This is a genomic window from Aquimarina sp. AU58, assembly GCF_900312745.1.
GTDB classification, from domain to species: domain Bacteria; phylum Bacteroidota; class Bacteroidia; order Flavobacteriales; family Flavobacteriaceae; genus Aquimarina; species Aquimarina spinulae.
Window position 1 is genome coordinate 592258 of record NZ_OMPD01000009.1, and the last position, 14403, is coordinate 606660.

Here is a 14403-nt window from a genome sequence, read left to right on the forward strand (position 1 = left end):
TGCTAGTAATTTTCTAAACATTACACCAAAATTATACATGAAGGTTAAAATAAAATTATGGACTATATAGGTATCATTTCTTTTTTTGGGTTTACACTTCTGGTTGGTATTATTGCCTATTTATCTACATCTAAGACAGATGAAACATCTTCTGATGGTTACTTTTTGGGAGGAAGAAGTTTAACGGCAGGAGTCATTGCAGGATCTTTATTGCTTACTAACCTATCAACAGAACAGATTGTAGGTCTAAATGGAGCTGCATTTAAAGAAGGTATATTGGTGATGGCATGGGAGACACTTGCGGCCATTGCTATGGTAATAACGGCGATATTTTTATTACCTCGGTATCTAAAAGGAGGGATTACCACGGTACCCCAGTTTTTACAACGACGATACGATACAACTACTAAAGCAATAACATCAGGGTTATTTCTTACGGGGTATGCTATTATTTTGCTACCAACAGTGTTATATTCTGGTGCATTGGCTATTAATACTATGTTTAATATACCAGAACTTCTGGGAGTATCAGAATCAATAGCACTTTGGATTACTGTATGGGGGATAGGAAGTATAGGCTCAATTTATGCAATTTTTGGAGGATTAAAAGCTGTAGCCGTGTCAGATACTATTAATGCTATTGGATTATTAATAGGAGGAGTGATGATCCCTTTATTTGGATTATGGGATATTGGAAGTGGTAATATTTTAGAAGGAATTAATGTTTTACTTGATTTATATCCTGATAAATTTAATGCAATAGGAGATAAAAAAGCTTCGGTTCCCTTTACAACCATTTTTACAGGAATGATGCTGGTGCAATTATTTTATTGGGGAACCAATCAGGCTATTATTCAAAGAGCTCTTGGAGCCAAAAATTTAAAAGAAGGGCAAAAAGGTTTGTTGTTGGGGTCATTCGTTAAAATTTTAGGGCCAATTATTGTTGTGTTACCTGGTATTATTGCTTTTCATATGTTTGGAGATACACTCAAAAATCCAGATGAAGCTTATCCGATGTTGGTAAGTAAAGTTTTGCCTGTATCCTTGGTAGGCTTTTTTGCAGCAGTATTATTTGGTGCTATTTTAAGTTCATTTAATAGTGCTTTGAATAGTTCTGTTACATTATTTGGGATAGATATTTATAAAGAATATTTTAATAAAGAAGCAAGTGAAACTACCGTTGTAAAAGCTGGAAAACGGTTTGGGATTATCTTAGCAATAATATCAATGTTTGTGGCACCACTTCTTGTGTACGCTTCAGATGGATTATTTGGCTATCTTCAAGAAGCAAATGGTATTTATAGTATTCCAATCTTAACAATAATTGTAGTAGGCTATTTAACAAAATATGTTCCAGCAATTGCTGCAAAAATAGGACTCATTTCTGGTTCTATATTGTATATTATTAGCCAGTTTATATTAAAGCCATATGTAATTGGAGACGAAAATTATCCGCATTTTTTACATGTAATGGCAGTGCTATTTATTTTAAATGTAATTATTATGTTGTTAATAGGTAAGCTTTATCCAAGGAAAGATGAATACAAGCAAAAATACACCAAACAGGTAAATATCACTCCGCTAAGATATGTAATGCCTATTGGTGTATCGATTTGTATAACAGTGATTGCTATTTATTTATATTTCTCATAAAAATGACTTGCTTAATTGTATAAATAAAGCCCCGTTACTTCTTATATGTTGTAACAGGGCACTACTACATCATTTATCAAAAATGCGATGTCTGTCATTTTTACTTTGTACTCCTTTTACTTCCGCAGGGTATAAAGCTTTGCTCATCGCCGTGATGTAATTAGATAACCATTTTGCTAGTATTTTTGATATTTTTCTTTCTTTATTATTGGTAAGTTGTGTTTTCATATTATTAAATTTTTAACTGTTATTTATGTGCCTGGTAATGATGCATATACAGGCGCGTTAATTTTTTTAAAAGAATTTGAATAATTCTCTGTTCGTTTCTTTGCTGTATAGCTCATGTCGAGACAATACCTATCGAGGTTACTCCCGCTGGTTGGTTTGAGGCGAAGAGTAATACTCATAGTTCTTGGTTGTACAATGAACTTTTTTGTTTCTGTGGTTTTACGCAAAAACCATTGTGATTCATCATTTTTCATGATTATTGTTTTTAAAGATTAATAGAGCCGATAAGGTTATCTTATCAGTTTTTGCTTTTTTATACTGTATGTTAATTATGGTATGGGGTGATCCATAAATTGATGGTAATTAGATGCTTGAGGAATACCGTATTCCTTGTGATGTTTTACCAGAATATCCTTCAAAAATTTCTATATTGCTTATTCAATCAGAACTATAAAAGATGGATAGTGTATCGACAATTATTTTAGCTTTATCTCTTATTATTATAATGTTAGGAATGGGATTATCGCTAGTTGTTGATGATTTTAGAAGAATATTTATATATCCTAAAGCAATACTGTTAGGATTGACCAATCAAATACTAATACTACCAGTGTTAGGATTTGCATTGGCATCATTATTTCCTATTCAACCCGAGATCGCAATCGGAATTATGATTTTAACTGCATGTCCAGGAGGACCAACGTCTAATTTGATATCTCATTTGGCAAAAGGAGATATAGCATTATCTGTTACCCTTACTGCATTAAGTAGCTTTATTACTATTTTAACTATACCTTTTATTATAAATTTTGCACTTCTTCATTTTTTGGAAGAGGGACAAATGATTAAATTGAATGTAGTAACAACTATTGTTCAGATATTGGTAATTACCATTATTCCTGTAGGTATTGGTATGTTAATTAGAAAATATAATGAACGATTTGCTTTAAAAATGGCTAAACCTGTTCGACGAGCTTCTGGTATTGTACTAATGCTTGTAATTGTAGGTATCACAATTAAAGAAAAAGATAATATGGTGTCTTACTTTCAGCAAGCAGGAATAGTTGCCTTATGTTTAAATGTTATTACAATGATTGTGGGATATTATTCTGCTAAATTATTTAGTATTAAAGATAAAAGAGCTATTTCAATCGCAATAGAGTCGGGAATCCAAAATGGAACTCTAGCAATAACTATTGCTGTTGTTTTACTTAAAAATACTTCGTTTGCAGTTGCTCCGGCAGTGTATAGCTTATTAATGTTTTTTACAGGAGGTATTGCTGTTTATTTGGGTATTAAGAAAAGTAATACCCAGAAAAATTAGTAGTACCGATCCCGCAGTGCGGGATATACATCCAAGAGACAGTCGGATGTACTAGCAATTGTGCTACAGTACATACTATATTATATTGGTTCTGGTATTAGAACCTTATATATTAGTTTTTTCAATATGTCAATGAACCTTATCAACAAAAAAAGACGCCTTATTAGGGCGTCTTTTTTATATCTTGATCTGTTTATAAGTTATACTCTTATAATTATCTTTTGTATATAATAGACACCTTTTATGTTCACTCCAGAACAATACCTCGATTGTTTAATAAAAAAACGAGTTAGTATATGTTGTAAGTTACTTGGTGTCATTTTTTAATTTTTTAGTTAAATATGTGCTATTGATAATAATTTAGGTTGATAATTGTTTCGATGCAAAGATCAAAACATTTTTTAAAAAAGCAAATATTTTTTCAAGTTATTTTATTGAAAATCAATTAGTTATAATCATTTTAAGATATAGAAATCCCTGTCCGTTTTTCAACAGATTTTGGATATTCTTGCAATTGTCTGTCTCCCTGTTGCTTACTTTCCAAATGGTATTTTTTATGTGCTAATTAATTTTTATTCATATGTCTAATTTTTTTTACTGAATTTATTGGGATTACTTAATTTATTAGATTAAAATGTATTATTTCTTTATCAGGTTTCTCTCTTTAAGGGAATCATTCCGACTAGATTTTCTGTATTTGCTTCATTTTACTTCAAAAAGGCTCAATAAAAAAAGCGTCCAATTTCTTGGACGCTTGAGTTATATTTAGTTTTTGTTTTAAATCACTTCAAAAAAAATCAAAAATAGCTATATAGCATCCTATTTTGTGGGGATAATGTATGTACCCAACGAGATTCACATTGTTTATACAATGTTTTAGGATTAATATGTAGTCTATTGTTTCTCATTTTGTTATGCAAATATTAATAGTTTCTCTGCTGTTTTCCAAATATTTATTGAAATTAACTCTATTTTCACATACCTATTTCCTAATTCCGGGTAATCCATTAGGTTTTTTGGTTTGCCAATGAAAAGTTTCTGCTTTTTGTTTTTTGGGCCATACTTCATCCAATGTATTTGCATTATACACTCTTCCATTTTTGATTACATGAGTTAATGTATTTGTGTTTCTGATATTTTCTAATGGTTTTTTTGATAAAATTAAAATATCGGCTAGTTTCCCGGCTTCAATGCTTCCCAAATCATGATCTAATCCCAATGCTTCAGCACCAAGTGTTGTAGCAACTCTAAGCGCATCATGATTTTTCATTCCGCCACTGCCCACAGACCATAATTCCCAATGAAACCCGAGTCCTTGTAATTGTCCATGACTTCCTATTCCGGCCAAACCACCTGCTTCTACCAGTTCTTTCATAAACGCTGCATGTTTTTTAAATACATGTTCCTCTTCCATAAACCAACCTGGCCTTCTTCTGGATTTTTGTGCTAATTCTTCATAAGGTGTGAAATATTGAATTTTTTGATCGCTCCAAACATTCTCACGTGAGTAATAATAATTTTCTGCCCAAGGCCCACCATAGGATACTAATAAAGTAGGTGTCACTGCCATTTTTGAATCTGCTACGGTTTTTACAACATCTTTATAGATAGGGTAAATAGGTAAGGAATGTTCATGACCGGGATAGCCGTCTAAGAGCTGGGTCATATTTAGTTTAAAATCTAATCCTCCTTCAGTAGTAGGCATTAGTTTTAATTCTTTTGCAGCCATCATGATCCATTGTCGGTGTTTACGATTACCCACCAAATACATTTTGATACTCTTGGTATTGTAATACTCGCTATACTGTTTTAATACATCTTTGGCATGATCCAGGCTTTCGATTTGATATTTCCAAAACCCAACTCCCGGACCAGTACTGTATACACGTGGACCGTGAATCATACCAGATTCTACCATATCACTATAAGTAAGCACATCTGTTGTAGCAGTTTGTGGATCCCTGGTAGTGGTAACACCATAGGCCAGATTCGCAGAATACATCCATACCTGGTTTTTATGTACGCCCCAATTAGGCCACATATGAGCATGGGTATCAACGAATCCAGGAACTAATGTTTTACCAGAAACGTCAATGATTTGAGTACCCGCAGGAATCGTTAAGCTTCCCGAAATACCAATAGCTTTAATTCTATTGTTCTCTATAAGAATATCTCCTTTTTTGATAACATCGTATCCTTTCATAGTAACAATATGACCACCTTGTAATAATAAAGTTCCTTTAGGAATATCCTTTTTATAATTTACTCTAATTTTAAATTTTTCAGCTTCAAATTTTGGATCTTTCTTTTTTTCTTCATCTTCTTTCGTATCTGTTTTTGTAGTATCAGATTTTTTCTGTGTTTCCTTAAGTTCTTCTTCTTTTTTCTTGGCTGTAGTTAAGCTATCGATAAACTTTTTTCCTGCTTCTAGATCATACCTGAAATGACTTGCTCCCAGGGACCAATGTACTTTTTTACTATTCGAGGACCAGGTAGGAAATTCACCACCCATAACTGTTAATTTCATAGCCGGAAATGCAGCTCCGCTAACTTTGGCGACAGAAACCGAAGGCGTTTTACCATATCGAGGAATAATTACCGTATAAATATCATTATTAATTAAAGCGAGTGCAGTTTTTCCATCTGGAGAGATTTGTATTTCTGAAGGTTTGGAAGCCTTACTTTTATCACGCCACCCTTCTTCTGCTGATGGCAACGCACTAGAAATATAACTATCAATATTATTTTCATGATGATCTTTACCAAAAATATCCTGAGAACCATGAGTAGTGATTCCGGTTAATTTTAGGTGCTCTTTTTCATCAGATCCATCCCAACGAATAGAAATTAACCCTTTTTCATTACTACTTAAATAAATACGATTATCTATTTTGGTAAAATGAGGGTTTTGTCTTCCTTTTGTTTTATCAATCATATTGATAACACCTCCATTAGCATGTATCCATACTAAATCTTCCTGAGTTCGATTTGAAAATGGGTTAATTGCATCATCATACGTTTGAGCTACTCCTCGATGAAATGCAATTCTATTCGAAGAATAAGACCATGAAGGTTTTGTATAGATACCAGGTTGTTTGGTTAATTGTATAGCCGCAGAACGACCATCAGGACTTACTTTAAATAAATGACCACCTCCTTGTTTCCAGGTAGTAAATACGATATGCTTTCCATCGGGAGACCAGGTAGGTTGTGCTTCTGTAAAATTATTTGTAGTTAAACGTCTGGGAGTACCATTAGGTAAACTCATTACATATAACCGATTCAATGCAGTAAATGCCAGTTTCGAACCATCTGGTGAGGGCTTGGCGTCACGAATCTGGGTTGCCCATACATTTTCTGTATCTTTTATAGGGTATTTGAAAGCTAGTTTTGGCCCTAAATCAAGTTTCGCATCAACCTGAAAAGGAATTTCTTTAGCAGTATTGTTTTCTACAGAAACAGCATATATTTTTCCGCCATACGAAACAATCAGGTTCTTATTGTCAGGAGTAAATGACATCGCCGGAAGTACTCCCAGAGGAGCAATCGATTCTTGCTCATCTCGTTGAACCGGGTATGCCAACCATCGTTCTTTTCCGGTTTTTAAGTTTCGTAATACAAGGCCGGTTTCATCTTCAAAACGAGTACCATACACCAGCCAGTTACCATCATTAGATAAAGTAGGAGTAAAAGCAGAACCATATCGAGAAGTTATTACTGCCATATCACCATCTTCCATGTCATAAGTCCCTATTTGATATTGTGGTAATTGAGCATTGTAGTTCCATGAACCTTTTCGCTGAGAGAAGTATAACAATTTACCATCGGCACTAAAAGCAGGATCAATAGCTTTAATATCTTTAGGTTTTTCAAACAATTGACCACCAGAACCACCTTCTTTATGATAAATATGTAGTTTAATATTTCTACGTCCTTTACCTCCTACAATATATTGACCATCGGTAGTCCATTCTGCAGAAAAGAAATTGTGTTTTTCTTCTTTAGTAATCTGTTTATCCTCTTTGGTAGCAAGATCCAGAGTCCAGATATTATCAGAACCACTTTTATCTGAGATAAAAACCAGGGATTTGCCATCAGGACTATATCTGGGGTGTACATCATACGCCATACCACTAGTAATTTGCGTTGCTTTACCACCGCTAATCGGAATAGAATAAATATCACCCATAAGATCAAAAACAATAGTTTTTCCATCCGGACTTACATCTAGCGAAATCCAGGTTCCCTGATCGGTTGTAAAGGATATTGTACGTTCAGGCTCTAAGGGAAGCTCCTTAGTCGCTTTTTTGATTGAATCTTTTTCCTTTTTAGCATTTTGAGAAAATGTAGTGAGCGTACATAAAAATAAAAATAGGGAGGTAACCCTTAGAGTGATGTGTGATTTCATTGATTGTGAATGTTGAATTATTTTGAAAAGTAAATATAAACAATAAATTAATGGACTCTATTCTTGTTCAAGATCCTAAATACTAAAGTTTTGTGAAATGTATCACCTTTTAAGCTCTCTAAAAGTAAATTAAAAAAGATCACCTTTTATGAAGGTACTAAACTGATATATGTCAAAAAAATAGTTGATAAATATCAGGAGTTAGGTTGATTAATTCGAGAATTTGAATGATGATAAGAAAGTATTTTTGAATCATTATTAACCACAAATCTACACAAGCTTATGAGAACCAGGGAAATACTCTTATCTCCAACTTTATACACTATCATTCATTACAATTTTACATTTCTAAATGTAGAAAAAGAAGAAACTACACTATAGCTTTATAAAAAAATGAATTCAGTTTAATAAAAATGATAAACCACCTTCAGGATGGATGTAGTCTGTGGTGGTTTATAATCTATTGATAGTAAAAGCTTTATTTAAATAAAAAAATAATGAACTAGGGGGTGATTATAATTAATACGTCATAATAAATAGACACAACTATTTTAATTAGTAACCAAATTAAAACTTATGAATACTCAAAAAACCAGAAGTAACAAAACGAAAATTATGATTCCCCGAACTCAATGTCTTTTTAGACATAAAAGATTTTTCTGATAAAAATCTTAAGCTAATTTTTCTATACACACAATCTTAATTAATTAAAACTCAACTCATGAAATCAAGGAAGAGCATATTCCTCCTTATTCCTTTTTTGTTGTTTTCGATATTCGTTAACGCACAAAATCAGAATGACCGAGAGAATATTAAAAAGCAGACCAATTTACAAGCCTTACAAAGGATTGTTGACAGGTCTAATAATGTGAATAATGCGAATAGGGCCAAAATTACTAATCAAAAAATTCCTCTTACTAAGACCACTGCAGATGGTCGATTAGGAGTTTTTTATTCTTTTAATGAAAAAGGTGAAGCCATTTATGCATATGATGATAATGTTGATGCTGCCGCTTCTGGACGTACAAATAAAATTTGGACAGGAGGTTCATCTGGACTTAATCTTACTGGTTCTGGCATCGAAATAGGTGTTTGGGAAAGTGGTTATGCCAGACCGACTCATCAGGAATTTGGAGGCAGAGCTTCTAATGGAGGTGATGGGGGATCTGTTACCAGCCACGGGACACATACAGGAGGAACATTAATCGCAAGTGGTACCGATCCAGCTGCCAGAGGAATGGCCTCTGGAGCAACTATAAAAAACTATACAGCTTCTGGGATGGTAACAGAAGCGGCTTCATTTGCTGCTGCCGGAGGAATTTTGGCTAATAACTCTAATACTCCGAGTGGTTCGGCAGGTGTTTATGACGCTACTGCCCGTGATATGGATGAAGTTACTCATAATGCTCCATTTTACCTGCATTGTAAATCTGCAGGAAATAGTGGAAATAATTATGGAGTAGTAAAAACAAACCAACTCGCAAAGAATTTACTGGTTGTCGGAAATTGTAATGATGTACTAAACTATACGGGGCCTTCTTCTGTAAGTATGTCTTCATCTAGTTCCTACGGTCCTTCTGATGATTGGAGAATTAAACCAGATATTACTAATAATGGTACTACGGTATATTCTTCTGATAGTGCTAATAATACAGATTATGGTACGAAGAGCGGTACTTCGATGTCTACTCCCGCAACTGCAGGTACTATTGCTTTGTTACAAGAGCACTATAAAAATATTAACGGAGTGTATATGAGGGCTGCTACGGCTAAAGGATTGATTATTGATACTGCTGATGAAATGGGAGCCAATGATGGTCCTGATTTTGCAAGTGGATGGGGGCTGGTGAATGCAGAAAGAGCTGCCCAGGTGATCACTAATAATGGTAACACATCTATTATGGATGAGTTAACCTTAAATAACGGAAGTACATATACCAGAACTATTATTTCTAATGGATCTACCCCATTAGCTTTGACTATCGTATGGAATGACCCCGCAGGAGCAATAGGTTCGGGAAATACACCTGTATTGGTAAATGATCTGGATGTTCGTGTGACTGGTAACAATACTACCTATTCTCCCTGGGTAATGGTACCTAACGGAAGTTTTAATAACTATACAGATCCTGCCCAAAAAGGAGATAATTTTAGAGATAATGTCGAAAAAATAGATGCTGTTTTGGCTGCAGGAACATATACCGTTACAGTTACTCATAAAGGTACATTGACTAATGGATCTCAGGACTTTTCATTGATTGTTGACGGAGTTGTAGTAAGCGCAGATACGCAGGCGCCAAGTGCTCCGGCAAGTTTAGCAGCTTCTAATATTGGAGCTACAACAGCAGACTTATCCTGGAGTGCTTCTACAGATAATATAGGAGTTACCGGATACGAGATTTTTCAGGGAGGTAATAGTATAGGAACATCAACAACCACTAGTTTTAATGTTACAGGTCTTACTGCTTCAACAGCATATAGTTTTACAGTAAAAGCTAAAGATGCAGCAGGTAATGTATCAGGAAACAGTAATGTTGCTAATATTACTACTACAGCTATTCCAGCATGTGCTGGGATTAGTAGTTTTCCATACAGTGAGAGTTTTGAGTCTGGTTTAGGAGTCTGGACTAATGCTACAGGTGATGATATTGATTGGACCCGAGACTCAGGAGGAACCCCATCTAATGGTACTGGTCCTGCAAGTGGGCAAGATGGTTCATTCTATCTGTATACTGAAGCGTCAACCAATGTTACTCCGGCAGGTAGTCCAAATAAAGTTGCTTTATTAAACAGTCCTTGTATAGACTTAACAGGAGTTACAAGCATTTCATTAGAGTTTGGATACCACATGCAGGGAACTGCTATGGGTAATATGGAAGTTTTGGCAAGTACCGATAATGGAGTTACATATACTTCAATCTGGTCAAAGAATGGTAGCCAGGGAGATGTTTGGAACCCAGCAACTGTATCTCTTGCGACATATTCTGGATCTGTCATCAAGTTACAATTTAAAGCAACCACAGGATCAGGATGGAGTAGTGATATAGCGATCGATAATGTAAAGATCATTTCTACAACACCCGATACCCAAGCACCAAGTGCTCCGGCAAGTTTAGCAGCTTCTAATATTGAAGCAACAACAGCAGATTTATCCTGGAGTGCTTCTACAGATAATATAGGTGTTACCGAATATGAGATTTTTCAGGGAGGTAGTAGTATAGGAACATCGACAACCACTGGTTTTAATGTTATCGGTCTTACTGCTTCAACAGCATATAGTTTTACGGTAAAAGCTAAAGATGCAGCGGGTAATGTATCAGGAAACAGTAATGTTGCTAATATTACTACTACAGCTACTCCAGGGTGTGCTGGGGTTAACAGTTTTCCATACAGTGAGAGTTTCGAGTCTGGTTTAGGAGTTTGGACCAATGCTACAGGTGATGATATCGATTGGACCCGAGATTCAGGAGGAACCCCATCTAATGGTACTGGTCCTGCAAGTGGGCAAGATGGTTCATTCTATCTGTATACCGAAGCTTCGACCAATGTTACCCCGGCAGGTAGTCCAAATAAGGTTGCTTTATTAAACAGTCCTTGTATAGACTTAACAGGAGTTACAGGCATTTCATTAGAATTTGGATACCACATGCAGGGAACTGCTATGGGTAATATGGAAGTTTTGGCAAGTACCGATAATGGAGTTACGTATACTTCAATCTGGTCAAAGAATGGTAGCCAGGGAGATGTTTGGAACCCAGCAACTGTATCTCTTGCGACATATTCTGGATCTGTAATCAAGTTACAATTTAAAGCAACCACAGGATCAGGATGGAGTAGTGATATAGCGATCGATAATGTAAAGATCATTTCTACAACACCCGATACGCAAGCACCAAGTGCTCCGGCAAGTTTAGCAGCTTCCAATATTGGAGCAACAACAGCAGATTTATCCTGGAGTGCTTCTACAGATAATATAGGAGTTACGGGATACGAGATTTTTCAGGGAAGTAATAGTATAGGGACATCAACAACCACTAGTTTTAATGTTACCGGTCTTACTGCTTCTACAGCATATAGTTTTACGGTAAAAGCTAAAGATGCAGCGGGTAATGTATCAGGAAACAGTAATGTTGCTAATATTACTACTACAGCTATTCCAGCCTGTACCGGGATTAGTAGTTTTCCATACAGTGAGAGTTTCGAGTCTGGTATAGGAGTTTGGACCAATGCTACAGGTGATGATATCGATTGGACCCGAGATTCAGGAGGAACCCCATCTAATGGTACTGGTCCTGCAAGTGGGCAAGATGGTTCATTCTATCTGTATACCGAAGCTTCGACCAATGTTACTCCGGCAGGTAGTCCAAATAAAGTAGCTCTATTAAACAGTCCATGTATAGATTTGACAGGAGTTCCTAATGGATCATTAGAATTTGGATACCACATGCAAGGAACTGCTATGGGTAATATGGAAGTTTTAGCAAGTACCGATGATGGAGTTACGTATACTTCAATCTGGTCAAAGAATGGTAGCCAGGGAGATGTTTGGAACCAAGCTACTGTTGCACTTACTTCATATGCTGGATCTGTAATCAAGTTACAATTTAAAGCAACTACAGGATCAGGATGGAGTAGTGATATAGCGATCGATAATGTAAAAATCATATCTATCGTTCCAGATACACAAGCACCAACTGTACCTGCAAATTTAACGGCTTCTAATATTGCAAATACATCGGTAGATCTTAGTTGGGACGCCTCTACAGATAATGTAGGAGTTACAGGGTATGATGTATATCAGGATGGAGCAAGTATTGGTTCATCAACTAGTACTACGTATAGTGTTAGTGGTCTTACAGCGAATACTACTTATAGTTTTACAGTACGAGCCAAAGATGCTGCTGGTAATGTGTCTACAAATAGCACTGCTGCAAATGTTACCACAACAAATGTTGTTCAATATACCTTAACTACAAATACGATAGGGCAAGGAACCGTAAGTGGTGGTGGGACCTACAACTCAGGAACCTCGGTTACTGTTACAGCTACTGCTGCATCAGGATGGGATTTTAGCGGATGGTCGGGTGCTTTATCAGGCAATACCAACCCGGGATCTGTGACAATGAGTTCTGATAAAACAGTAACAGCAACCTTTACTGAAACTCCAGTGATCAGTACATCAACAGAAAAGTATCGATTAACCTGGAGAGGTAATACGTCTACGACTATGGTTGTAGGATGGAACCAGGTACGAGGAACGAATCCGGTTGTGCATTATGGTACAACAGATTTTGGAAGTAATGCTGCGTCATATCCATTTAGCAAAACTGTAGATAGAACAGTTTCTAGTAAAGGGATGAATAATAACTATGCTAGATTAACAGGGCTTCAGGCAGATACTGCTTATTATTTTGTGATCAAAGATAGTGAAGGAGTTTCTAAAAGATTCTGGTTTAAAACTGCGCCTAGCGATCCCAATACTCGATTGTCAATTATAGCTGGAGGAGATTCCCGAAACAATCGTACTCCACGACAAAATGCTAATAGACTTGTTGCTAAGATCAGACCACACGCAGTGCTATTTGGAGGAGATATGACAAGTTCATCATCTAGCTCCCAATGGCAAAACTGGTTTGATGACTGGCAATTGACTATCGGTGCTGATGGAAGAATTATTCCGGTTGTAGCGGCACGAGGTAATCATGAAAGCTCTAATGATATTAGAGATCTTTTTGATATTCCTACTGCTGCAGGAGGAGAATATTATGCATTGAGTTTTGGAGGGAATTTGATAAGAACTTATACCTTAAACACAGAGGTAACCCCAGCAGGTACACAGGGAACTTGGTTGGCTAATGATTTAGCATCCAATTCTGCTAGTCACACCTGGGCTGTGGCTCAGTATCATAGAGCAACCAGGCCTCATGAACCTGGCAAATCAGAACAGAACGATCAGTATGAAGCATGGTCTAAACCTTTTTATACTCATGCCGTACAATTGGTAATGGAGAGTGATTCTCATGTGGTGAAACGTACCTGGCCAATCAAACCTTCGACAGGTTCAGGAAGTGATGAAGGGTTTGTAAGAGTGGATACCGATCCTAAACGAGCTGTTTATGTTGGTGAAGGATGTTGGGGAGCTCCCTTACGTAATGCTTCTGATACCAAAAACTGGACAAGAGCTGCAGCATCGTTTAACCAGTTTAAGTGGTTATGGATTGATAAGAATAAGATAGAACTTAGAACTATTAAAGTAGATAATGCCAGCAGTGTTGGACAGGTGAGTGATAACAACTTGTTTGTCTTACCTACCAATATCGATGTTTGGAATCCTACAGGAGGTAGTCTTGTGACTATTGACAATCCACATACTATCGCAGCTGTTGCTCAAAGAAATGACACTTCATTTGCAGACGAAAACAGTGTTGTAGAGAAAAAACTGGAAATTCATCCAAATCCGATAGAATCTGGTGTATTACACATCAAATACCCTAATTATACTAAGGTCAATAGGTCTGAAGCTATCATCAGAGATATGTTCGGAAGGGTGGTTGATAAAATATACTTTAAATCAGAAACTACAACCTATACTATTGATAAATTAAATGCAGGGGTATATTTCATTGTTATCAAAACAAGAGAAGGAGAGGAAAGTAAGAAGTTTATTAAAAGATAAAATATCTTTCTTACTAGTCGTAAACTGCCTGAGCATACGTTCAGGCAGTTTTTTTATTCTAAGAAGAGTTAATACTCTAAGATTTGCTCAACGAATATCGTCGTTTTTTTAAGC

General features: G+C 36.0%; 6 protein-coding genes. 3 read left to right on the top strand and 3 right to left on the bottom strand.

Annotation, left to right across the window (positions count from 1 at the left end; genetic code table 11):
* The first annotated feature begins 57 nt into the window (after positions 1-57).
* A complete protein-coding gene (locus tag DK441_RS09105; RefSeq protein WP_235015744.1) occupies positions 58-1653 on the top strand; it encodes a solute:sodium symporter family transporter in 1596 nt (531 codons plus the stop codon).
* Positions 1654-1722: 69 nt separating this feature from the next.
* On the opposite strand, the gene DK441_RS26510 is transcribed toward DK441_RS09105, so the two are convergent.
* Together DK441_RS26510 and DK441_RS09110 are read right to left on the bottom strand one after the other, a co-directional pair.
* Positions 1723-1881, bottom strand: coding sequence for a hypothetical protein (locus DK441_RS26510; RefSeq protein ID WP_160112017.1), 159 nt, complete (start codon positions 1879-1881; stop codon positions 1723-1725).
* 23 nt (positions 1882-1904) lie between these two features.
* Positions 1905-2135, bottom strand: coding sequence for a hypothetical protein (locus DK441_RS09110; RefSeq protein WP_109098431.1), 231 nt, complete (start codon positions 2133-2135; stop codon positions 1905-1907).
* A 203-nt stretch (positions 2136-2338) separates the two neighbouring features.
* Here DK441_RS09110 and DK441_RS09115 point away from each other — a divergent pair, with 203 nt between their 5' ends.
* Entirely contained in the window at positions 2339-3205 is an 867-nt protein-coding gene (locus tag DK441_RS09115; RefSeq protein ID WP_074407567.1) for a bile acid:sodium symporter family protein, read from the top strand.
* 982 nt (positions 3206-4187) lie between these two features.
* Here DK441_RS09115 and DK441_RS09120 read toward each other — a convergent pair.
* A complete protein-coding gene (locus DK441_RS09120; RefSeq protein ID WP_109098432.1) occupies positions 4188-7613 on the bottom strand; it encodes an amidohydrolase family protein in 3426 nt (1141 codons plus the stop codon).
* Positions 7614-8334: 721 nt separating this feature from the next.
* Here DK441_RS09120 and DK441_RS09125 point away from each other — a divergent pair.
* Positions 8335-14289 carry a fibronectin type III domain-containing protein gene (locus DK441_RS09125; RefSeq protein ID WP_109098433.1) on the top strand — a complete coding sequence of 1985 codons (5955 nt, stop codon included), beginning with the start codon at positions 8335-8337 and terminating at the stop codon, positions 14287-14289.
* Positions 14290-14403: the final 114 nt, after the last annotated feature.